19 protein-coding genes are annotated in these 23097 nt (G+C 70.9%); 13 read left to right on the top strand and 6 right to left on the bottom strand.

Features of this window, described 5'->3' with window-relative positions:
- Window positions 1-46: 46 nt before the first annotated feature.
- From treY to hemH, 5 genes are read left to right on the top strand one after another with little or no spacing between them, the layout of a single operon-like run.
- On the top strand, window positions 47-3166 hold the full coding sequence (gene treY, locus NR792_RS34830; RefSeq protein WP_375757014.1) for a malto-oligosyltrehalose synthase: 3120 nt from the start codon (window positions 47-49) through the stop codon (window positions 3164-3166).
- Window positions 3163-5307 (top strand): glycogen debranching protein GlgX, encoded by a 2145-nt coding sequence (glgX, locus tag NR792_RS34835; RefSeq protein WP_375757015.1) that lies wholly within the window; start codon window positions 3163-3165, stop codon window positions 5305-5307. The genes treY and glgX overlap by 4 nt, the downstream gene beginning before the upstream one ends.
- Window positions 5308-5342: 35 nt before the next feature.
- Window positions 5343-6335, top strand: coding sequence for a TerC family protein (locus tag NR792_RS34840; protein ID WP_375757016.1), 993 nt, complete (start codon window positions 5343-5345; stop codon window positions 6333-6335).
- A 51-nt stretch (window positions 6336-6386) separates the two neighbouring features.
- Window positions 6387-6770, top strand: a complete 384-nt coding sequence (gene apaG, locus NR792_RS34845) for a Co2+/Mg2+ efflux protein ApaG (protein WP_375757017.1) — start codon at window positions 6387-6389, stop codon at window positions 6768-6770.
- A gap of 19 nt (window positions 6771-6789) precedes the next feature.
- Window positions 6790-7857: a ferrochelatase gene (gene hemH / locus NR792_RS34850; protein WP_375757018.1), complete on the top strand. Its 1068-nt coding sequence runs from the start codon at window positions 6790-6792 to the stop codon at window positions 7855-7857.
- Here hemH and NR792_RS34855 read toward each other — a convergent pair.
- Complete coding sequence (locus NR792_RS34855) at window positions 7832-8917, bottom strand: hypothetical protein (protein ID WP_375757019.1); 1086 nt, start codon at window positions 8915-8917, stop codon at window positions 7832-7834. The genes hemH and NR792_RS34855 overlap by 26 nt on opposite strands.
- 303 nt (window positions 8918-9220) lie before the next feature.
- Between NR792_RS34855 and NR792_RS34860 the strand changes: the two genes are divergently transcribed.
- Complete coding sequence (locus tag NR792_RS34860; RefSeq protein ID WP_375757020.1) at window positions 9221-9928, top strand: hypothetical protein; 708 nt, start codon at window positions 9221-9223, stop codon at window positions 9926-9928.
- 120 nt (window positions 9929-10048) lie between these two features.
- On the opposite strand, the gene NR792_RS34865 is transcribed toward NR792_RS34860, so the two are convergent.
- Window positions 10049-11008, bottom strand: a complete 960-nt coding sequence (locus NR792_RS34865) for an L-threonylcarbamoyladenylate synthase (RefSeq protein WP_375757021.1) — start codon at window positions 11006-11008, stop codon at window positions 10049-10051.
- A 32-nt stretch (window positions 11009-11040) separates the two neighbouring features.
- Between NR792_RS34865 and NR792_RS34870 the strand changes: the two genes are divergently transcribed.
- From NR792_RS34870 to NR792_RS34890, 5 genes are all read left to right on the top strand, one after another.
- The gene (locus tag NR792_RS34870; RefSeq protein WP_375757022.1) at window positions 11041-12456 is read left to right on the top strand and encodes a TIGR01777 family oxidoreductase; all 1416 of its coding nucleotides are present in this window, start codon (window positions 11041-11043) and stop codon (window positions 12454-12456) included.
- 72 nt (window positions 12457-12528) lie between these two features.
- A complete protein-coding gene (locus NR792_RS34875) occupies window positions 12529-13455 on the top strand; it encodes an ABC transporter ATP-binding protein (RefSeq protein WP_375757023.1) in 927 nt (308 codons plus the stop codon).
- Entirely contained in the window at window positions 13452-14174 is a 723-nt protein-coding gene (locus NR792_RS34880) for an ABC transporter permease (protein WP_171414595.1), read from the top strand. The genes NR792_RS34875 and NR792_RS34880 overlap by 4 nt, the downstream gene beginning before the upstream one ends.
- Window positions 14171-16042: a Gldg family protein gene (locus tag NR792_RS34885; RefSeq protein ID WP_375757024.1), complete on the top strand. Its 1872-nt coding sequence runs from the start codon at window positions 14171-14173 to the stop codon at window positions 16040-16042. The genes NR792_RS34880 and NR792_RS34885 overlap by 4 nt, the downstream gene beginning before the upstream one ends.
- A complete protein-coding gene (locus tag NR792_RS34890) occupies window positions 16039-17202 on the top strand; it encodes a hypothetical protein (protein ID WP_375757025.1) in 1164 nt (387 codons plus the stop codon). The genes NR792_RS34885 and NR792_RS34890 overlap by 4 nt, the downstream gene beginning before the upstream one ends.
- A 3-nt stretch (window positions 17203-17205) precedes the next feature.
- Here NR792_RS34890 and NR792_RS34895 read toward each other — a convergent pair whose 3' ends face one another.
- Genes NR792_RS34895 through NR792_RS34910 form a run of 4 tightly spaced genes read right to left on the bottom strand, consistent with a single transcriptional unit; the run spans window position 17206 to window position 20752 of the window.
- Window positions 17206-17964: a GvpL/GvpF family gas vesicle protein gene (locus NR792_RS34895; protein ID WP_375757026.1), complete on the bottom strand. Its 759-nt coding sequence runs from the start codon at window positions 17962-17964 to the stop codon at window positions 17206-17208.
- A 28-nt stretch (window positions 17965-17992) separates the two neighbouring features.
- Complete coding sequence (locus tag NR792_RS34900) at window positions 17993-18403, bottom strand: response regulator (protein WP_375757027.1); 411 nt, start codon at window positions 18401-18403, stop codon at window positions 17993-17995.
- On the bottom strand, window positions 18400-20529 hold the full coding sequence (locus NR792_RS34905; protein ID WP_375757028.1) for an ATP-binding protein: 2130 nt from the start codon (window positions 20527-20529) through the stop codon (window positions 18400-18402). The genes NR792_RS34900 and NR792_RS34905 overlap by 4 nt, the downstream gene beginning before the upstream one ends.
- 4 nt (window positions 20530-20533) lie before the next feature.
- A complete protein-coding gene (locus NR792_RS34910) occupies window positions 20534-20752 on the bottom strand; it encodes a hypothetical protein (RefSeq protein ID WP_375757029.1) in 219 nt (72 codons plus the stop codon).
- A 225-nt stretch (window positions 20753-20977) separates the two neighbouring features.
- Between NR792_RS34910 and NR792_RS34915 the strand changes: the two genes are divergently transcribed.
- Both NR792_RS34915 and NR792_RS34920 read left to right on the top strand, forming a co-directional pair.
- Window positions 20978-22492 carry an FAD-dependent oxidoreductase gene (locus NR792_RS34915; protein ID WP_375757030.1) on the top strand — a complete coding sequence of 505 codons (1515 nt, stop codon included), beginning with the start codon at window positions 20978-20980 and terminating at the stop codon, window positions 22490-22492.
- A gap of 82 nt (window positions 22493-22574) precedes the next feature.
- Window positions 22575-23063: a hemerythrin domain-containing protein gene (locus NR792_RS34920; protein ID WP_375757031.1), complete on the top strand. Its 489-nt coding sequence runs from the start codon at window positions 22575-22577 to the stop codon at window positions 23061-23063.
- The last annotated feature ends 34 nt before the right edge of the window (window positions 23064-23097 follow it).

Here is a 23097-nt window from a genome sequence, read left to right on the forward strand (position 1 = left end):
TCTGCCTGCTGGCGGACGCGCCGCGTCGGACCTACCTCTGGGGCCCATGTTCCACGACGGTTCCGAGGCAGGGGAGCGCTCCGCGCGGCAGGCGGACGCGGATGGCACGCACACGACGGTGGAAGCCCAGGCGGAAGGCCTGTTCGAGCAGGTCCGACGCGAGCTGCAATCGCGCCGCGTCACCCCGCTGTCCACCTACCGGATGCAGCTGCACAAGGACTTCACCTTCCAGCACGCGAAGGCCCTGGTGCCGTACCTGGCCCGCCTGGGGGTGAGCGACTTCTACGCGTCGCCCTACCTCAAGGCCACGCCCGGCAGCACCCACGGCTATGACTGCGTGGACCACCAACGGCTCAACCCGGAGGTGGGCACGCCGGAGGAGCACGCGGCCCTCTGTGACGCCCTGCGCGAGCACGGCCTGGGGCAGGTGCTGGACGTGGTGCCCAACCACATGGGCATCGAGCGCGACAACCGGCTGTGGCTGGACGTGCTGGAGAACGGCCCGTCGTCCGTCTACGCGAAGTTCTTCGACGTGGACTGGCGGCCGGTGAAGGACGAGCTGGCGGACAAGGTGCTGCTGCCCATCCTGGGAGACCAGTACGGCATCGTGCTGGAGCGCGGCGAGCTGAGGCTGTCCTACGAGTCCGGCGCCTTCCACCTGCACTACTACGACCACCGGCTGCCGGTGGCGCCCCGGCAGTACGCGAGCATCCTGCGCCACGGCCTGGAGCGGCTGCAGAAGCAGCTGGGCGCGGAGTCGCCGCACCTGGTGGAGCTGCTCTCCATCCTGACGGCCCTGGACCACCTGCCGGCGCGCACGGAGGTGGAGCCCGCGAAGGTGATCGAGCGGCACCGCGAGAAGGAGGTCATCAAGCGGCGGCTCGCCACGGTGGTGGCGGACAGCCCGGAGCTGGCTGCGTACGTGGAGGAGAACATCCGGGTGTTCAACGGCACGCCCGGCAACGTGCGCTCCTTCGACATGCTGGACGCGCTGCTGCAGAACTGCAGCTACCGGCTGGCGCACTGGCGCGTGGCGGGCGAGGAGATCAACTACCGCCGCTTCTTCGACATCAACGGCCTGGCCGCCATCCGCGTGGAGGACCCGGACGTCTTCCAGGAGGCCCACCAGCTCATCTTCGACTGGCTGCGCGAGGACCGCGTCACGGGCATCCGCATCGACCATCCGGACGGCCTCTTCGACCCCACCGCCTACTTCCTGGACCTGCAGGAGCGCTTCTTCGTGGAGCGCGCGCGGGCGCGGTTCAACGCACGGAAGCAGGAAGGGGGCCCAGGCGGCTCGGAAGGCCGGTGGCCGGAGGTGGAGTCGCTCCTGCGCGCCAGGTGGCGGCGCGAGGTGATGGACACGCCGGACAGCCCGCTGCGCAAGGCGCTCTTCGTGGCGGTGGAGAAGATTCAGGGCGGCCGCGAGCGCATCCCGGACGCGTGGGCGGTGCACGGCACCACGGGCTACCGCTTCGCCAACGCGGTGAGCGGCCTGTTCGTGCACCCGGCCGCGGAGGCGCACCTGACGGAGACGTACGAGCGCTTCGCGGGCGGCACGCAGGACTTCGCGGAGCTCGTGTACCAGAAGAAGCTGCTCATCATGCGCGTGAGCATGGCCAGTGAAATCAACGTGCTGGCGCACGAGCTCAACCGCATCTCGGAGATGAACCGCCGCACGCGCGACTTCACGCTCAACAGCCTCCGGCGCGCGCTGGTGGAGTTCATCGCGCTGTTCCCCGTCTACCGCACCTACGTGGACGGCTGGCGCGCGGAGCTGGACGTGCGCGACGTGCAGTACATCGAGTGGACCCTCCAGCGCGCCAAGGAGCGCAACCCCACCACCAACGCGTCCATCTTCGACTTCCTGCGCGACATCCTCCTGGGCCGCTACCCGGACCACGTGGGGGACGCGGAGAAGGCGGTGATGCTCCGCTTCGCGATGAAGCTCCAGCAGGTGACGGGCCCCGTCATGGCCAAGGGGCTGGAGGACACCGTCTTCTACATCTACAACCGGCTGGTGAGCCTCAACGAGGTGGGCGGCGAGCCGGAGCACTTCGGCATGCGCGCCACCACCTTCCACCTGCGCAACCAGGAGCGCGCGGAGCGCTGGCCGGCGAGCATGCTCACCTCCAGCACCCACGACACCAAGCGCAGCGAGGACGTGCGCGCGCGCATCAACGTCCTCACGGAGCTGCCGGAGGTCTGGCGGGAGCGGGCTCGCGCCTGGGCGGACCTCACGCAGCCCTTCGTCAGCCACCTGCCCTCCGGCCCCGCGCCGTCGTCCAACGACGTCTACCTCTTCTTCCAGACGGTGGTGGGCGCGTGGCCCATGGGCGAGCACGTGCCCGAGGCCGAGTTCAAGGAGTTCCACCGCCGCGTGCGCGAGTACATGGCCAAGGCCATCAAGGAGGCCAAGGTCCGCACGTCGTGGACCAACCCGGACGGCGCCTACGACGACGCGATGGCGCGCTTCGTGGACGCGTGCTTCGACCCGGCGAAGAGCCAGGCCTTCCTGGACGACGTGAAGGCCTTCAAGCGCCGCATCGAGCGCGCGGGCCAGCACAACGCGCTGGGGCAGCTGCTGCTGAAGCTGGCCTCGCCGGGCGTGGCGGACACGTACCAGGGCTGCGAGCTGTGGGACCTGTCGCTGGTGGACCCGGACAACCGCCGGCCGGTGGACTACGCCCTGCGCGAGCGGCTGCTCACGGAGCTGGACGCCGCGGCGGCGAAGGACCGGCCGGCCCTGTGCGCGCGGCTGGGCCAGCACATGGACGACGGGCAGGTGAAGCTCTTCGTCCTGGCGGAGTCGCTGCGGCTGCGCCAGAAGTACGCGGACCTCTTCCGCATGGGCGGCTACGAGGCGCTGGAGCTGTCCGGGCCGCGCTCCCCCGCGGCGGTCGGGTTCGCTCGCACGCACGGTGACAGCGTGCTGGTTGCCTGCGCGCCGCGTTACACCCTGGAGGCGCTGGAGTCCGGGGGGCTGGCGCAAGCGTACGACGGTACGTTCCTGAACCTTCCGGAGGCATATGCGGGCATGATGTTCCGCAATGTCTTCACCGGGCGCACCGTCCGTCCCCAGCAGGGGCCGGGGGGCGTGGGGCTGGCCCTGGGGCCGCTCCTCGCGGAGTTCCCGGTGGTGCTGCTGGAGAGGAGCACTGGATGAGAAGGGCCGAGGTGCTTCCAGGGAAGCCGTTTCCCCTGGGCGCCACGTACGACGGGAACGGCGTCAACTTCGCCGTCTTCAGTGAGCACGCGAAGAAGGTGGAGGTCTGTCTCTTCGACCCCTCCGACCCGAAGAAGGAGACGCGCCGCTTCCCGTTGCTGGAGACCTCGAACCACGTCTGGCATGGCTACATGCCGGGCGTGCACGCGGGCTGTCTGTACGGCCTGCGGGTTCACGGTCCGTATGAACCCAAGAAGGGCCTGCGCTTCAACCCGCACAAGCTGCTGGTGGACCCCTACGCCCGGGCGCTGCACGGCAAGGTGGACCCCAAGGCGCCCATCCACGCGTACGTGCACGGGGGCAAGGAGGAGGACCTCGTCATGGACACGCAGGACGACGCCTGGGGCGTGCCCAAGGCGGTCATCCTGTCGGACGGGTTCGACTGGGAGAACGACAAGCGGCCGGAGGTGCCCTGGCACAAGACGGTCCTCTACGAGCTGCACGTGAAGGGCTTCACGAAGCTCAACCCGCGCGTGCCGGAGCACCTGCGCGGCACGTACGCGGGCCTGGCGCACCCGGCCACCATCGAACACCTGAAGAAGGTGGGCGTGACGTCCGTGGAGCTGCTCCCCATCCACGCCTTCATGGACGAGCCGTTCCTCACCCAGAAGGGGCGCTCCAACTACTGGGGCTACAACACGCTGGGCTTCTTCGCTCCGGACGCGCGCTACTGCGCGTCAGGCTCGCTGGGCGAGCAGGTGGCGGAGTTCAAGGGGATGGTGAAGCTGCTGCACCGCGCGGGCATCGAGGTCATCCTCGACGTGGTCTACAACCACACCTGCGAGGGCAACCACCTGGGGCCCACGCTGTCCTTCAAGGGGCTGGACGCCGGCGCGTACTACCGGCTCAGCGAGAAGGACCCGCGCTACTTCATGGACTTCACCGGGTGCGGGAACTCGTGGAACGCCACGCACCCGTACGCGCTGAAGCTCATCGCGGACAGCTTGCGCTACTGGGTGGAGGTGATGCACGTGGACGGCTTCCGCTTCGACCTGGCGACGACGCTGGGCCGGGACCGGCACGGCTACGACACCCGCGCGGCCTTCTTTCAAATCCTCCACCAGGACCCGGTGCTCAGTCGGGTGAAGCTCATCGCGGAGCCCTGGGACGTGGGGGACTACGGCTACCAGGTGGGCAACTTCCCGGTGCTGTGGAGCGAGTGGAACGGCAAGTACCGCGACACCATGCGCCGCTACTGGAAGGGCGACGACCGGCAGGCGGCGGAGATTGGTTCGCGCCTCACGGGCAGCTCGGACCTGTTCGCGCTGTCCGGCCGCAAGCCCACGGCGAGCGTGAACTTCGTCACCGCGCACGACGGCTTCACGCTGCATGACCTGGTGACGTACAGCCAGAAGCACAACGAGGCCAACGGCGAGGAGAACCGCGACGGCGCCAATGACAACCACGCCTGGAACTGCGGCGTGGAGGGGGAGACGAACGACCCCAAGGTGAACGCGCTGCGCGAGCAGCAGAAGCGCAACTTCCTGGCGTCCCTCTTCCTGTCGCAGGGCGTGCCCATGCTGGTGGCGGGCGACGAGATGGGCCGCACGCAGAAGGGCAACAACAACGCCTACTGCCAGGACAACGAGCTGTCGTGGGTGAACTGGGAGCTCAACGAGAAGCAGCGCCAGCTGTTGGACTTCACCTCCCGCATCATCAAGCTGCGCCGCGAGCAGCCGGTGCTGTCCAAGCGCCGCTTCTTTCGCGGGGCCCACATCTGGGACAGCGAGCTGAAGGACCTGGCGTGGTTCCGGCCGGACGGCAAGGAGATGAAGCGCGAGGACTGGGAGAAGCCCTATGTGCGCTCCCTGGCCTTCCTGCTGGGCGGGGACGCCATCGCCACGCCGGACGACGAGGGCCACCGCATCGTCGGGGACACGCTGCTGGTGCTGCTCAACGCGCACCACGAACCCATCACCTTCCTGCTGCCCGCGCTGGAGTGGGGCGCGGACTGGGAGCTGGTGGTGGACACCGCGGCCACGGGGGAGTCCCTGCGCACGCACACCCCGGCGGGCGGCAAGGTCCAGGCGGTGGGGCGTTCCCTGGTCGTCTTGCGCAGGCCAGCGACGGAATGGGAGTAGCCGCCGGGGCCGTCCCGGAGTAGGCAGCGGGCGTGATGACCCACACACTGTGGCCCTGGGTGGCCTTCAACGTCTTCGTCCTGGCGATGCTCGCCATGGACCTGGGGCTGTTCCACCGCAAGGAGCACGCGGTGTCGCCGAAGGAGGCGACGCTGTGGACGCTCGTGTGGGTGAGCCTCAGCCTCGCGTTCTGTGGCGGCATCTGGCACTACGGCGGCCAGGGCCCGGCGCTGGAGTGGCTGACGGCGTACGTCGTGGAGTACGCGCTGTCGGTCGACAACCTCTTCGTCTTCCTGATGGTGTTCGGCTACTTCCGGGTGCCGCCGCAGCACCAGCACCGGGTGCTCTTCTGGGGCATCCTGGGCGCGTTCGTGATGCGCGCGGGGCTCATCATCGCGGGCACGGCGCTGGTGGCCCGCTTCGAGTGGCTCATCTTCCTGTTCGGCGCGTTCCTCGTCTACACGGCCTCCAAGATGCTCTGGGCCAAGGACGACGAGGACGTGGACCCGGAGGCGGGCTTCATCGTGAGGATGTCCCGGCGCCTGTTGCCGGTGGCGCGCCAGGGCGAGGGCAGCCGCTTCTTCGTCCTCGAGGACGGCCGGCGCAAGGTGACGCCGCTGTTCATCGTGCTGATGGTGGTGGAGGCCACGGACCTGCTCTTCGCCGTGGACTCCATCCCGGCGGTGCTGGGCATCAGCAAGGACCCGTTCATCATCTACACGTCCAACGTCTGCGCCATCCTGGGCCTGCGCTCGCTCTTCTTCGTCGTCTCCAGCCTGATGGAGAAGTTCCACCTGCTGAAGGTCGCGCTGGGCGTCATCCTGGCCTTCGTGGGCGTGAAGATGCTCATCGAGCACTGGTACAAGATTCCCATTGGCATCTCGCTGGCGGTGATTGGCGGGTGCCTCCTGGTGGCCATCGTCGCGTCGCTGGCGTTCCCCAAGCCTCCGGAAGGGGAGAAGCCCGCCCCGGTGGCGGAGGCGGACAGGGCGCCGGACGCGCCGGCCCGGGAGCAGGAGCGCGGCTGACGGCCTGCGTTTCGCTTGCATCAGGCGGGAGTCGCTGCCAAGTCTCCCGCCATGTCCACCGCCACCACTGATGGCATCCGCGTCACCGTGGAGCCGACCTACTGGCCGGAGCGCAGCACCCCCGAGTCCGGGCAGTTCGCCTTCATGTACAAGGTGGAGCTCCTCAACGAGGGCAGCGTCCCGGCGCAGCTGCGCGCGCGGCACTGGGTCATCACCGATGCCCAGGGGCACGTGGACGAGGTGAAGGGCGAGGGCGTGGTCGGCCGCCAGCCGCACCTCAAGCCGGGCGAGCGGTTCGAGTACACGAGCTGGGCGATGCTGCGCACGCCCTTTGGCACCATGCGCGGCACCTACGAGATGGAGCGTCCGGACGGCACGCGCTTCGAGGCGCGCATCGCCGAGTTCGCGCTCACGCTGCCGCACGCGCTGCACTGAAGGCCCGGGGACATCGCGCATGCCTGTGCCGACCACGAAGCGGGGACTGCTGCTCGTCAACCTGGGGACGCCGGACGCGCCCGAGTCCGGTCCGGTGCGCCGCTACCTGCGCGAGTTCCTCAACGACCCGCGCGTCATCGACGTCCACCCGGTGGGGCGCTGGTTCCTCCTGAACCTCTTCATCCTGCCCTTCCGTCCCGCGAAGAGCGCGGAGGCGTACCGCAAGGTGTGGATGAAGGAGGGCTCGCCGCTGCTCGTGTACAGCCGCGCGCTGGAGTCGGCGGTGCGGGAGCGGCTGGGAGGCGACTACGAGGTGGAGCTCGCCATGCGCTACGGCAACCCGTCGCTGCCGGACGCCATCGCGCGGCTGAAGGCGAGGGGCGTGTCGGAGTTCACGGTGCTGCCCCTGTACCCGCATGAGGCGGCGTCGTCCTCGGCGTCGTCGCTGGCGCGCACCTATGAAGTGCTGGCGGAGGGCTGGGACGTCCCCAACGTGCGCGCGGTGCCGGCGTTCTGGGACGACGCGGGCTTCCTGGATGCGTTCGCGGCGGTGGCGCGGCCGGTGATTGCCGACACGCGCGCGGACCACGTGCTGTTCAGCTTCCACGGGCTGCCGGAGCGCCACATGCGCAAGAGCGACCCGACGGGGCAGCACTGCCTGTCGTCCGCGGGGTGCTGCGACGCCATCACGGACGCGAACCGGCACTGCTACCGCGCGCAGTGCTTCGCGACGGCGCGGATGCTGGCCCAGCGGCTGGCGCTGCCGGAGGGCGGCTACACGGTGTCCTTCCAGTCGCGGCTGGGGCGCACGCCGTGGGTGAAGCCCTACACGGACCTGGTGCTACCGGAGCTGGCGGCGAAGGGCGTGAAGCGGCTGGCGGTGATGTGCCCGGCCTTCGTGGCGGACTGCCTGGAGACGCTGGAGGAGATTGGCCTCCGCGCGAAGGAGCAGTTCGTGGAGGCGGGCGGCGAGTCGCTGACGCTGGTGCCGTCCCTCAACGCCCACCCGGAGTGGGTGGACGCCGTGGTGCGGCTGGTGCGCGCTTCGGACGGCCCGGCCCCTACGGCGCGGGCGGGGTCGCGGTAGGCGCGGGCGCCGCGGGTGCGGCCGGAGCCTGGGGCGCGCTGACGGGCGTGAGGCGGGCCTGGTAGGTGCCCACGGGCAGGCTCACGGCGGGCTGGGCGGGGCCGGTGAGGGACGTGGACAGGGTGCCCTGCCAGGAGCGCCACTGACCGGCGTTCACCAGGAACTCGCCCTTGCCGGTGACCTTCACGGTGGCGCCCAGCTCGGTGCCTTCCGGCTGCGCGGCGGGGGCGGCGGGCGCGTCGTCCAGCGCGTCGGGGACTTCAATGGCCCCGCCTTCGGGGCTCAGCTGGCGCGGGCCCTTCTTGGCGCCGCCGGCCTGGGGGGCGCGCGGGGCGCTGAGGGTGCCGCCGAACTGCTCCACGATGTCGTACTCGAGCGTGGCCACCTGCTCGCCGTTGTCGCCCGGGGTGACGGAGACGAGCTTCACGCGGTTGTGGCGCTCGCCGCCGGGGGCGCGGCGGAACAGGGTGCCCAGGGCGTCCGGCGTGGTGAGCTCGGTACCCAGGGACCACGTCTCGCCGGGGCGCACGGGGTCGCGCGGCAGCTCCAGCACCAGCGTGGCCAGGTTGCGCGCGGGGCCCTGGAGCCCGTCGATGATGAAGCCTCGGTCGCTGAAGGTGGCGTCCTCCGGCGCGCCGCCACCGGGCGTCACGCGCAGGTGGCGCTCGCCGGATTTGTCCAGCTGGAGCACGTAGGTGTACTCGGTGGGGACGGCGGTGCTCGAGGCGGCCTTGGGGGCCGGGGCCGCGGCGGCCTTGGCGCCCTTCTTCTTCTTGTCGGCCTTGGTGGGCTTCTCCGCCGGCGCGGACTCGGGGACGGGCGCGTTGCGGTCCAGCGCGAGGTCCAGGCGGAAGGAGATGGGCGTGTCCTGGACGAGCTTCCAGCGCAGCACGACGGCGTCCTTGGGGACGGCGGGCGCGGCGGGGGCCGGGGCGGCCTCCTCGGGCGCCGGCGCGGTGGCACCCGGCGGGCGCGGGATGGGTTCCATCTTGCCCGGCGCCTCCTGCTTGCAGGCGGTGAACGCGAGGGCGACGAGCAGACCGGACAGACTTCGCTTCACGGGGACACTCCTGGGTGACCGTCGCGGGATAGCGGAGCGGACGGCGGTTGTAAAAGGGAGAACGGGCGATGACGCAGCCCGACGAAGTCGGCGCTCGGTGCCTGGTGGATGTCCCGTCCCCCTCTGCGAGGGGCAAGCCTGGGCGACCCGGCGCCCCGACCGCAAGCCCCCTGGGGCATCCAGGGACCCGGCTTCCCGAAGTCCACCGTGATCCTCTATGTCCGCTCCCCGCGCGCATCGCGAGCGATGCGTGCGATGGAGGGCTTCCCCTGAGAGGCCCGTGTCTTGGAATGGAGCAATGGGATGAAGCTTGGGGCTTTGGGTTTGTTGGGGGTGCTGGGGGTCGTGGCGGGTTGTGCGTCGTCGAGCCCGGACAAGCCTACCGCGCTGGAGCGGCGGCAGGCGATTCGCGACGCGTCGGACAAGACCTACCGGAGCACGGAAGGGTTCCAGACGGCCCGCTGGGGGATGTCGCCGGACGAGGTCCGCGCCGCGCTGCCCGAGGCAAGCGTGTCCCCGGATGGAACGCTGCGGATGAAGACCACCATCGCGGAGATACCGGCGGAGGTGTCGCTGGGCTTCCTGGACAACCGGCTCGCGGCGGTGGACGTCTTCTTCACGGAAGTCTCGGATGCGCGCACCTTCCACTCGCTGATGCGCGACCTGCTCACCCGCAAGTACGGGGACCCGAAGACGGCCCGCGAGGTGGCGCGGCAGGTGAAGTGGGGAGACGTCCCCGTGCGCTTCGCCGCGGACCTGGCCCCCTTGCAGGAGGCGGAAGCGGCGGCCTCCTCCGCGACCCTGGAAAACGCGCTGGCGGGGCAGGGGCAGTTCAAAGTGCTCAACCGGTGGACCACCTTCGAGAGCCACGTGAACCTGACGCAGTGGACGCTGCCGTCCCGGGGCATCATGGCCATCCAGTATGAGTCCGCGAAGTACGCGCCCAAACGTGCGGACCTCATCGGGCGCTACAGCACGAAGGCGCGGCAGGACCTGGTCAAGGACCTCTGAGCAACCCCAAGCCTTCGGACACGGAAGTCGTCCCCGTGAATGAGAAGGTGAGAACCCGGCTGGGGCTCTCTGTCAGCGGCGCACCCCACGAACCTGTCCGACAGTCGGACAGGTTTGGTCCTAGCGGGGTGCTGCCGCGCGGGACAGCCGGTCTCGCACGGCGATGCCCAGGCCGCTCGCGGCGGGCAGACAGGCCACGAGCACGTCGTGGCCCTGTTCGTCGGCTTCGCGCAGCCGCGCATAGAGGACCCGCGCGGCCTCCGCCGGTTCTCCCGGCACGTCGAAGCGCTGCACGTCCTTCGGCAATGACAGGGACGCGGGGCCCAGCACTCCGACTCGCAATCCCTTTGCACGCAGGGCTTCCACGCGCTGCACCGCTTCGTGCGGCTCCGCGAGCACCACGCCCGCCCTGGGCGCGTAGTGGGACTCCAGCGAACCGGATACGCGCACCGTGGTGGACGTGCGCACCGGGACCTGCCGCCCCAGCACCCGTTCCACGTCCTCGGTCGCCAGACCTCCGGGCCTGAGAATCGCGGGGGCTCCGGAGGACAGGTCCACGATGGTCGACTCCACTCCCACCGTGGACGGACCTCCGTCCAGCACCAGGTCCACGTCGCTGCCCAGGTCGCGCTGCACGTGCTCCGCTGTCGTTGGACTCACCCGGCCGAAGCGGTTGGCACTTGGCGCGGCCACGCCTCCGCCCAATCGCTGAAGCACCTCCATCGCCACGGAGTGGCCGGGCACTCGCAACGCGACCGTGTCCTGGCCTCCCGTCACCGCGTCCGTGGCCCTCGACGTGCGCGGCAGCACCAGCGTCAGGGGGCCCGGCCAGAAGGCCCTGGCCAATGCCTTCGCTTCGTCCGGCACCACGCGCGCCCACTCGGACAGGTGCTCCGCTCCCGGGATGTGGACGATGAGCGGGTGGGTCGCGGGCCGGCCCTTGATGGCGAAGACGCGGCGCACGGCCAGCTCGTCCTCGGCGTTGGCCGCGAGGCCGTAGACCGTCTCTGTTGGCAGGGCGATGACACCGCCGCGTCGCAGCAATTCGACTGCACGGTCGAGGAGGTCGGGAGTAAGCATGCTCGGGTCGCACTGTCTCCCCAGGAGAAACCATGGGCAAGTCGCACGTTTTCGATGCGCGCAGCCAGATGCCTGTCCCCGCCGCCGACCTCTTCTCCTGGCACACCCGCGAGGGAGCTTTCGAACGCCTGTCGCCTCCCTGGGAGACGGCGGAGGTCATCGACCGCACCGGCGACGGCATCCGCCCCGGCGCCCGCGTCGTCGTCAAACTCCACCTGGGCCCCATCCCCCAGCGCATGGTCGCCGAGCACACCGCCTACGTGGAGGGCTCCTCCTTCCAGGACACCCAGCGCGAAGGCCCCTTCACGAAGTGGATCCACGACCATCGCATGAGTCCCTCGGGCGCCCAGGCCTCCGTCCTGGAGGACGCCATCCAGTACGAGCTGCCCGTGGGGACGCTGGGGGACACCTTCGGCGGCGGCTATGCGCGCAAGCGCCTGGAGCGCATGTTCGCGTACCGCCACACGCTCACCCGCGCGGACCTGCGCCGCCATGCCGCGTTCACCTCCCAGGGCCCGCTCACCGTGGCCATCGGCGGCGCGTCTGGGATGCTGGGCTCCGCGCTGTCGTCGTTCCTCACCACCGGCGGCCACCGTGTGAAGCGGCTGGTGCGCGGCCGTGCGAACCCGGCGCGCGGGGACATCGCCTGGGCTCCCGACAAGGGCACCGTCGACGCGGCGGGCCTGGAGGGCGTGGACGCGGTGGTGCACCTGTCCGGCGCCAACGTGGGCGAGGGCCGGTGGACCGAGGAGCGCAAGCAGGAGATCCTCAAGAGCCGCACGGAGAGCACCCGGCTGCTGTGTGAGACGCTGGCCCGCGCCACCCACAAGCCTCGTGTGCTCATCTGCGCGTCCGCCACCGGCTACTACGGCAGCCGGGGCGATGAAGAGGTCACCGAGGCGTCCTCCTCCGGCGATGGCTTCCTCGCGGACGTCACGCGCCAGTGGGAGGCGTCCACCGCGCCGGCCCAGGACGCGGGCATCCGCGTGGTGCACCTGCGCATCGGCGTGGTGCTGGACGCGCGGGGCGGGGCGCTCGCGAAGCTGGCGCTCGCGACCCAGGCGGGCGGCGGCGGGCCCGTGGCCTCCGGACGCCAGTGGCTGAGCTGGGTGTCCCTGGAGGACGTGCTGGGCCTCATCCAGTTCGCCGTCTTCACCCCGTCCATCCAGGGGCCGCTCAATGCCGTGTCCCCGAACGCGGTGCGACAGGGGGAGCTGGCGAAGGTGCTCGGAAGGGTGCTCCACCGTCCGGCCGTGTTCCCGCTGCCCGCCACCGTGGTGAAGACCGTGTTCGGTCAGATGGGCGAGGAGACCCTGCTGTCCAGCACCCATGCGCTGCCCACGGTGGCGCAGGCGAACGGCTTCCCCTTCCTCCTGCCCGACCTGGAGGGGGCGCTGCGCTTCACGCTGGGCCGCACCACCGAGGGCGCGGAATACCGCCACGGGTGAGCCCGGTGCTTGACACTCCTCGGGAGGGGCGACAGAAGTGCGCCGCTTCCCCCCTCGCTTCGAGGAGTCCTGATGATCCAGGTCGAAGGGCTGACGAAGTTCTACGGCGAGCACGCGGCCATCCGGGACCTGGCCTTCACCATCGGCCAGGGTGAGGTCATCGGCTTCCTGGGCCTCAACGGCGCCGGCAAGTCGACGACGCTCAAGATTCTCGGGTGCGTGCTCTTGCCCACCTCGGGCCGCGTCGTCATCGACGGGCACGACGTGGTGAGCCAGTCCCATGAGGTGCGCCAGCGCATCGGCTACCTGCCGGACGTGCCCCCCGTCTACGAGGAGATGACGGTGGGCGAATACCTGGCCTACGTCGCCCGGCTGCGCGACGTGCCCGCGAAGGCCACCGCGTCCCACGTGGGCGAGGCCGAGGAGAAGACCGGCCTGCGCGACGTGCACGGCGAGGTCATCTCCACGCTGAGCCACGGCTACCGCCAGCGCGTGGGGCTGGCGCAGGCGCTGGTGCACAAGCCCGCGCTGCTCATCCTCGACGAGCCGACCAGCGGCCTGGATCCGCTTCAGATTGTCGAGATGCGCGACGTCATCCGCGGCCTCAAGGGCGCGCACACGGTGCTCGTGTCCAGTCACATCCTCCCGGAGATTTCCCAGACGTGTGACCGGCTGCTCATCATCCACAAGGGCACGCTGCTGGCGCAGGGCAGTGAAGAAGAGCTGTCGCGCGCGCTGGGCGGTCCGTCCATCGTGCTGGAGGTGCGGGGCGACCGGGCGCGGGCACGGGAGTCGTTGCAGGGCTTCGGCGCGGTGGAGGTGCGGGAAGGGGAGGGCGGGGTGCTGGCCATGAAGGTCGCGGCGGCGCCGGACCTGCGGCCCCAGGTGGCGCGGGCGGTGGTGGGCGCGGGCCTGGAGCTCTTGCGGCTGGACGCGAACGAGGGGCAGCTGGAGGCGCTGTTCCTGCGCCTGACGCACGGGCAGGAGGTGAAGGCGTGAAGGCGCTCCTGATTGCTCGCCGCGAGCTGGCCGGCTACCTGCGCACGCTCAGCGGCTACGTCATCCTGGCCATCATCCTCGCGGTGAACGGGCTGTTCTTCAACGCGTACGCCCTGGGCGGCGCGAGCAAGCGCTCCGCGGAGGTGCTGTCCGGGTTCTTCTACTACTCGAGCGGCTTCACCATCGTGGCGGCCATCCTCGTGTCCATGCGGCTGCTCGCGGAGGAGCGCCAGACGGGCACGCTGCCGCTCTTGTACGCGTCGCCGGTGCGGGACCGGGACATCGTGCTGGGCAAGTTCCTGGCGGGGCTCGCGTTCCTGGCGCTGTACCTGCTGCTCACGCTCTACATGCCGCTGCTGGTGCTGGTGAACGGCAAGGTGTCCTTCGGGCACGTGGCGGCGGGCTACCTGGGGTTGCTCCTCCTGGGCAGCGCGTCGCTGGCGGTGGGCACGTTCGGGTCGTCGCTCGCGAAGAACCAGCTGCTCGCGGCCATCTTCTCCGCGGTGATGCTGGTGGCGCTCATCCTGTGCTGGCTGCTGGCGCGCATCACCGAGCAGCCGCTGTCGGACGTCTTCAGCGCGATGTCGCTGTGGAACCAGCACTTCCCCCCGTTCCAGGCAGGGCTCATCCACGTGCGGGACGTCGTCTACTACCTGGTCGTCACCTACGTGGCGCTGTTCGCGGCGACACGGGTGCTGGAAGCGCGGAGGTGGCGATGAGCACGCCGGCCTCTTTTGGGACGGGGCTCGCCGCGACGGGTGCGTTCGTCGTGGGGCTCGTGGCCGTGTTCCTCGCGGAGCGCGTGCTGGGCGTGGGCTCCGGCCGCGTGGCGCTGGCCGCGCTGGGCACCGCCGGGGTGGTGGCCGCCACGGCGTGGAGAGCGGTGCGGATGATCGCCGCGCCCCCGGAGCGTCGCTCGCTGGAGCGGTGGGTGCTCACGCTGTACGTCGTGGGGCTGGCCGCGCTGGTGCTCTACTTCGTGAAGGGGGACGTGGGGACGGCGCTCTTCGGTGAGCCGCTGTCGCGTTCCTCGCCCCGGCTGTCGGGGGTGTTGGCGGTGCTGTTCCCGGCGCTGATGCTGTGCTCGCTCGTGCCGCTGGCGATGGTGGAGGCCGCGCTCGTGGCGATGGCTCGGGCGCCGGTGCCGGAGACGGGCCGGGTGAAGAGCGCGCTGTTCTCCGGCCTGGGCGTGGCGTTCGTCGTCGTGTTCGCGTTCGCGGCGACGTACGTGGCCACGCAGGCGGACGCGACCTGGGACCTGTCGTACTTCCGGACCGCGAAGGCGGGGGATGCCACGCGCAAGCTGGTGCGCGGCCTCAACGAGCCGCTCCAGGTGACGCTCTTCTTCCCGCCCGCCAACGAGGTGGGCGAGGCGGTGCGGCAGTACTTCCGCGACCTGGAGCCGGAGAGTCCGCAGCTGGGCGTGGAGGCGTTGGATCAGGCGGTGGAGCCCGCGCGAGGCAAGGCCCTGGGAGTCAGCAGCAACGGCTCCGTGGTGCTGGCGCGAGGGGACCGCAAGGAGATCCTCACGCTGGGGCTGGATCCGGAGCGGGCGCGCGGGCAGCTCCAGCGGCTGGACGCGGAGGTGCAGCGGCGGCTGCTGGCGGTGGCGAAGCCCCGGCGCATCGTCTACCTCACGGGCGGCCATGGGGAGCGCGCCGACACACGGCCCGTGCCGGGGGAAGCGGCCCGGCCTTCGGTGGCGCAGTTCAAGGAGCTGCTGCGCTCGCAGAACGTGGACGTGCGCACGCTCACGGTGGCGGAGGGGCTGGGCTCGGCGGTGCCGGGCGACGCGGCGATGGTGGCGGTGCTCGGGCCCACGCGGGAGCTCCTTCCGGAGGAGGCCACCGCGCTGCGCGAGTACTGGGAGCGGGGCGGACGGCTGTGGATTGCCATGGAGCCGGAGGGCGCGGCGCTGGAGCCGCTGCTCAAGCCGATGGGGCTCAAGTCGCTGCGCGTGCCGTTGGCGAACGACCGCGTGTACTTCCGCACCACGCGGCAGCAGAGCGACCGGGGCAACCTGGGCACGGCGAGCTTCTCCTCGCACCCGTCGGTGACGTCGCTGTCCGCGCTGGGGTCTCAGGGCGCGGTGGCGTTCGTGGGGGCGGTGGCGCTGGAGCCGGTGACGCCGCCAGTGCCCGGCGTGTCGCTGGACACGAGCGTGCGCGCGCATGGGGAGACGTTCGCAGACCGCAACGGCGACTTCGAGCCGGAGCCGGGTGCGGTGACGAAGGCGTGGCCGCTGGTGGTCGCGGTGGAGCGGCCGGCGGGGGAGGGGAAGCCCGCGCCGCGCGCGGTGGTGATGGCGGACGCGGATGCGCTGGGGGACGGCATCCTGGGCAACGTGGGCAATGCGTATCTCGCGGTGGATACGCTGCGGTGGCTCTCCGGCGAGGAGGCGCTCTCCGGCGTGACGACGAGCGAGGAGGACGTGCCGTTGCAGCACACGCGCTCGCAGGACGTCGCGTGGTTCTACGCGACGGTCTTCGGGATGCCGGTGGTGGTGCTGGCGGTGGGCTTCTTCGTGACGCGGCGGCGCGGACGGCGAGCCCCCCGAAGCGCCGCGGCGGTGGGAGGTGCGCGATGAAGGCGCGCGACGTGGCGGTGCAGGGAGTGCTGGCGACAGTGGCCCTGGTGGCCGCGTTCTTCGTGTGGCAGCGCGAGCCTGCCCGTGCACCCGGTGAGGTGACGGTGGAGGACGCGCAGGCGAGCGCGCTCGACCGCATCCGGTACGACGAGGAGACGCGCTTCGTGGAGCTGTTCCGCGACCCCCAGGACCGCGACACCGTCTGGGTCCGCCTGGGCGGCAAGCCCGCGAAGCCGGGCGCTGGATCCGACGGAGCCACGGCAGGAGCACTTGCCCATGCAGCCAATGACGGCGGAAGTGCCACGCTCGACGCAGGAGCCAATCCGCGCACCCACGCGGGCTCGCTCGCGACGGCTTCCGATGGCGGCTCCCCTCCGCACGCCGACGCGGGCGCGCTCGCGAGCGCTTCCTCCGACGCGGGGACACCCTCAAGCCCCGCCCCCGTGCCTCCGCCCCGCGAGCTGCGCGGCAACGACGTCGCGCTGAAGCTGTTCGCCCGCTTCGCTCCGCTGCGCGCGCAGCGGGACCTGGGCGTCCTGGACGCCACGAAGCTGGAGGAGATCGGCCTCGCGAAGACGGAGCGCGGCCTGACGCTCACGCTCGACGGGACGCCCAGGACGTTCCGCCTCGCCGCGCCCGCTTCGGGCTGGGGCGCCCCCTACCTCCAGCGCACGTCCGACGGCCACGTCTTCCTCCTCGGCCCCGCGCAGCTGACGGACCTGGAGGCCGCGGCCAGCCGGCTCGTGGACCGGCGCCTGCACACCTTCGACGTGGAGGGCTTCGACCGCGTCGTCATCTCCACCGGCACCGCGTCCCGCACCTTCGCCGCCAGCGGCAAGCCCCCGGGCGCCGTGCAGCTGTCGCCCGTGGACGCCCCCGGCACCCCGGATGACTTCGCCCGCAACTGGCATGACCGCCTGTGGCGCCTCACTCCGGTGGAGCTCCTGGGACGGGGCGAAGCCCCTCCGGGCCCCGCCCCCACGCCCGCCTTCCGCGTGGAGTACCAGCGCGCCGGCAAGACCGTGGGCGAGCTCTCCATGGCGAAGGCGTCCGACAACTCGTGGTACGCGCGCACGGAGTTCACCCCTGGCTGGGTGCGCATGGGCGGCGGCCTGGAGCTCCTGGCCGAGGATGCCGTGAAGCTCACCGCGCCGCGCTGAGGCTCACGGCGCGGCGGACGCCGTCTCCACGTCCAGCCGCACGTCCACGAAGCTGTAGGCCGGCCACGGCCCCGTGAACCGGAACGTGTACGCGTCCAGCCGCGCCACCAGCGACGTCACCCGCGCCTCGAACGCGGCCACCCGCGTGCGGTCCACCAGCCAGGCGGCGTTCAACATCATCCGCTCGCCCAGGGGCGGCGCCTCGTGCGTGGCCTCCGCCAGCGGACGCAGGCCCGCCCTCAAGCCGTCCAGGTCCTTCGTGGTGCAGTCGCGCAGCGCCACCTCCAGCCGCGCCTCGTGCTCCTCCTCGGGCTCGGAGGGGCCCCGCGCCAGCCCGGGCTGCTGCTCCACCAGCCGGCGCGTCAGCGCGTCGCCGTGGCAGTAGACCTTCAGCCCCAGCTCCACCCGCCCCTCCAGGTCGGACAGCGCGCGGGTCAGCGGGGCGCGCGCCACGCGCAAGAGCTCCCGCACACGCTCCTCCGACGGCAGCACCATCCCGAAGGCCACCGGCACCAGCGTGTGCTCGCGCACCACGGCCTCCGTGACGCGCTGGTGCATCAACAGGTGCTCGTGCGTGGGCACCACCCGTGTGCCCGTGACGTCGGACACCAGCGCCGCGAGGCCCTCCTCCCGCACCATGCGCACCGGGGCCGCGCCCAGCCCCGCGAGGTCCGGCTCCCAGCCGCCGTCCTCGCGCACGATGCCGTAGAGGTAGTGCGCCCGCGCCTCCCGCGACGACTCCACCGGGGTCTTCGCCGTCATGACGTGCCCACCTCCCTGCACGACCGGTTCAGCGCGCGGATGCCGCCTCGCGCCGGGCAATCATCTTCTTCACCTGGTCCACCAGCGCGTCCGGCAGGCACGGCTTGGTGACGTACGCGTCACACCCGGCCTCGTTCGCGTCGTCCGTGTGGCCCTTCAGCGCATGCCCCGTGAGCGCCACCACCGGGATGCCCTTCGTGCGCGCGTCGCCCTTCAGCCGGCGCGTCGCCTCCCAGCCGTCCATCACCGGCAGGGACAGGTCCATCAGGATGACGTCCGGCACCAGCTCGAAGGCCTTGTCCAACGCCTCCTGGCCGTTCTTCGCCTCCGCCACGCGGAAGCCGGAGAACTCCAGGTACTCCGCGTACATCTCCCGGGCATCCTGGTAGTCATCCACCACCAGGACGAGCGGCTTTGGGTTTTCCGGGGTGTTCGTCATGTCCGTCTCGCGCGTCTTGGAAAGTGCAGGGTGAAGGTCGAACCCTGGCCCGGAGCGCTCTGGAGGGAGACGCGTCCCCCCAGCATCGCGGCCAGGCGGCGGCAGATGGAGAGGCCCAGGCCGGTGCCCCCATAGGCCCGCGTGGGCGAGCTGTCCACCTGCTGGAAGTCCTCGAAGATCTTCTCCTGGTTCGACACGTCGATTCCAATCCCTGTGTCCTTCACCGAGATGGCCACGGTGCCGGTGGCGTTCTGATACTCCGCCGCGACGTGCACGCCGCCCTCGTGCGTGAACTTCAGCGCGTTGGACAACAGGTTGAGGACGATCTGCTTCACCTTCTGTCGGTCGCTCCACACCCCCGGCAGCCCTTCATCCAGCCGCGTCTCCACCGTCAGCTTGCTGCGCGCGATGATGGGGTCCATCTCCGCCATCACCTCCTGCAGCAGCTCCGGGATGCCGAAGTCCGACAGGTGCAGCGGCATCCGCCCCGCCTCGATGCGGGTGATGTCCAGGATCTCGTTGATGACCTCCAGCAGGTGCCGCCCGTTGGAGTCGATGCGCGTGAGGTTGCGGCGCTGCGGCGGCGTCATCTCCCCGGACACGCCCTGCAACAGCATGTTCGTGTAGCCGAGGATGGCGTTGAGCGGCGTGCGGAACTCGTGCGACATGTTGGCCAGGAACTGCGACTTGGCCGCGCTCGCCTGCTCCAGCTGGATGGCCTGCCGGCGCAGCTTCTCGTTCTGCTCCGCCAGCTCCGCGGTGGCGGACTGCACGCGCGCCTCCAGCTCGCTGGAGACCTCCTTCACGCGCTCCAGGAGCCGCGCCCGCTCCAGCACCTCCGTGCGGTCGTGGAAGACGGTGACGATGCCCGTCAACTCGCCCCCGTCGCCCAGCACCTTGTTGGCCATGGCCTCCATGGGCACGGGTGAGCCGGTGGCCGGGTCATCCAGGGTCAGCTGGCTCTTCCAGCGCGACACGCCCGCGTTCACCGGCCCCAGCAGGTTGGCGAGGAAGGACGCGAAGAGGGCGGCGTTGGCGCGCACCCGCCGCGGGGTGGACTCGTCCGGCGCGTCCTCGCCCGGGGTGCCCTGGGCCTGGGGCCACGTGAAGAGGCGCTCGGCCGGGTCGTTCATCATCACCATGCCGCCCGCCGGGTCGGTCAGGATGATGGGGTCCGCCACCGAGTCCAGCACCCGGTCCAGGCGGTGGCGCTCGCTGCGGGCCTCGCGCTCCGTGGCGCGCAGCTGCCGGTAGCTCTCTCCCAAGGCCTGCGTGGCGCGGCCCAGGTCCGTGAGGTTGCGCAGCACGCTCACCACCACGGAGGGTCCGTCCGGCGCCAGTACCGGCGTGGTCACCAGCTCGAAGAGCAGGTCCATGCCCTCCAGCGGATCCACCAGCGGCACCTCGCGCCGGTGCACCGTGGTGCCGCCCTGCGCGAGCGTCTCCCGGAACAGGCGCTGGTTGAGCTCCACCGCCCGCGTGCGCCCGGGGCTCGCGTCCGGGCCCGCCACCAGCAGCGCTTCCGCGCGGCCGTTGGCGAAGAGCAGCGTGCCGTCCGTGTCCGTCAGCAGCACGGGGTCCGACACCGCGTTGATGACCCGGCGCAACAGCCGGTCCGGCTCCGGGCGGCGCGGCGCCCGCGCGTCCGAGGCCAGCTGGCGGGCCAGGTGCGGCCCCGCCGAGGACGCCACCCACGCCACGTCCTCCGGCACGGCCGGGCCGGGCAGCCCCACCATCAGCAGCGCGGCGGCCGTGGCTCCGGGCCGGCCCAGCGGCACCGCGAGGAACCCGCCCGGCATCGCCGCGCCCTCCAGCGCGTCCGCCGCCAGCCACCGCGCCCCGGGCCGCGTGCGGAAGGTCGCGAGCGGCGAGCCCGGCGCATCCCACGCCCGAGCCAGCGCGGTCTGCTGCGCGCCGGTCAGCCCTTCGCTGGCCAGGCACACGGATGCGCCCGTGCCATCCCCGGGACCGACACAGGCGGCCGGCGCGCCATGCCTGCGCGCGAGCCACTCCACGACCGCTCGCGCACAGGCGACGGCGGACTCGCAGGCGAGCAGGTGCTCGGCGAGCACGAGGCGCGCCCCTGGGTCGACTTCTGCGGGGGGCAGCGGGGCTGGGGACGCCACGACCTTACGCTCCGGGTGAAGAGGGACGCGGGGAACGACCGCGCTCGGCCGAGTCTGCGGTGCGGACCTCCGAAAATGCCACCACGATGCGCGCCTCCCCCTCACGGGGCGAGGCGCGACCCAGGACTTCCAGGGCCGGAGGCTCGAAGCGCACGCCCCTGTCCAGCAGGCGGTCCAGCACGTCCACCAGGCTGGCCCCACCAGCCACGCGTTCCACGGGCATTCGGCGCATGCTCCTTGGGTCCGCCCGGCGCGGACCTTCGGGTCCAGGGGCGTTCTAACGCGCTGGCGTCCCCGGACCCCAGCCCTGTCCACGCCCGGCCCCTGACTGACCAACACCCGGGGCGGGGCTCTGTTGGGTCGCATACACCCGGCGCTGGGCAACCGGCCGGGCGGGGCACGGCAGGCGTGGCTTATGCCCTGGGAGGCGGATTCCTAGCCTTCCAGCATGAACGACGAGCGCCAGCACAAATCCCTCTGGACCGTGACGACGCTGCCCCGGGACTTCCCCTCCCTGCCAGGCGACCTGGACGTGGACGTGGCCATCATTGGCGGCGGCATCGCGGGCCTGACGACCGCCTGGCTGCTGAAGCGTGCCGGCAAGAAGGTGGCGGTGCTGGAGATGCACCGCATCCTCTCCGGTCAGACGGGCCAGACGACGGCGCACCTCACGGAGCTGCTGGACACCCCGTACACCACCCTCTTGAAGGACTTTGGAGAGAAGGGCGCCCACCTGGCCGCGTCCTCCAGCCGGGCCGCCATCGAACAGATTGCGTCGCTGGTGGAGTCGCTCTCCATCGAGTGCGGCTTCACCCGCGTGCCCGGCTTCCGCTACGCGGAGACGGAGACCGAGCTGCGCGAGCTGCTCCATGAGGTCTCCGCGGCGCGGCAGGTGGGGCTGCTGGCGTCGTTCACCAAGGAGGTGCCGCTGCCGTTCCCCATCAAGGGCGCGCTGCGCGTGGAGGATCAGGCGGTGTTCCACCCGCGCCAGTACCTGCTCTCGCTCGCGGACCGCATCCCGGGTGACGGCTGCCACCTCTTCGAGGACACCAAGGTCCTGGACATCCACGACGGCACGCCCTGCCGCGTCCTCACGGAGAAGGGCACCGTGACGGCCAGGGCCGTGGTGGAGGCCACCACCACGCCGCTCAACCGCGTGGCCATGCACACCAAGCTCTACCCCTACCGCACCTACGCGGTGGCGGCGCCGCTGGAGGGCCCGCTGGAGCCGGGCCAGTACTACGACAGCCGCGACCCGTATCACTACATCCGCACGCAGCAGGTGGACAGCGTGCCCTACGTCATCGTGGGCGGTGAGGACCACAAGGTCGGAAGCGAGGAGGACACCGCCTCGTGCTTCGCCGAGCTGGAGGCGTACACGCGGGAGCGCTTCCCCGTGAAGCGCATCACCCACCGCTGGTCCGGCCAGGTCATCGAGCCCGCGGACGGCCTGCCCTATATCGGCCGCAACGTGGGCAGCCGCCACGTGTACGTGGCCACGGGCTTCTCCGGCACGGGCATGACCTTCGGCACGCTGGCGGGCATGGTGGTGTCGGACCTCATCCTCGGCAACCAGAACCCCTACGCCGCGCTGTACGAACCCGGCCGCGTGAAGCCCAAGGCGGGCGCCAGGGACTTCATCCAGGAGAACGCCGAGGTAGCCTTCCGCTTCGTCGCGGACCGGCTGTCCAAGCCGGACGGACACCAGCTGGCGGACGTGGCGCCGGGCGAGGCGAAGATATTGGAGGTGGAGGGCCGCAAGGTGGCCGTGTACCGCGAGGAGGACGGCACGGCGCACGCGGTGTCCCCGGTATGCACGCACCTGGGCTGCCACGTGCACTGGAACAACGCCGAGCGCACCTGGGACTGCCCCTGCCACGGCGGCCGCTTCAGCCCCACCGGCCGCGTGCTCAACGGCCCCGCCGTGAAGGACCTGTCGTCCGTCAAACTTCCGGTGAAGTGAAAAGTGCGCGGGGGTGGGGCTTCCCTTCGGGCGAGCCCACCCCCATCTATCCCCACGTCCAAGTCATTCACCGGGGGCACGAATGAACGCGCTGGAACTCATCAAGCAGCAGCATGAAGAGGTGTCCAAGCTCTTCAAGAAGTACGAGAAGCTGGCCGACGACGACGACAGCGAGCGCCAGGAGCTGTTCGAGCAGATCGCCGACCGGCTGGGCGCGCACGCGAAGATCGAGGAGCTGTACCTCTATCCGGCGATCAAGAAGGAGGACACGGAGGACGACCTTCGCGAGGCCGTGGAGGAGCACCTCTCCGTCAAGCGCCTCATCGCGGACCTGCTGGAGATGGACGCCTCCGACGAGGAGTTCGACGCGAAGATGAAGGTCCTCCAGGAGCAGGTGGAGCACCACGTCGAGGAGGAGGAGAAGGACCTCTTCAAGGCGGCGCGGAAGATCCTCACCAAGGATCAGCTCGACGACCTGGGCATCCAGCTGGAGGAGGAATACGACGCGCTGATGGACGGCGAGCCGCGCAACGACGTGCCCGAGGAGACGGAGCAGGCCGCGCCCATCTAGCGCGCCGCGTTCGCGAGCAAGACGGGGGTTGCGC

It is taken from the genome of Corallococcus exercitus (assembly GCF_042231735.1).
GTDB lineage: Bacteria > Myxococcota > Myxococcia > Myxococcales > Myxococcaceae > Corallococcus > Corallococcus exercitus_B.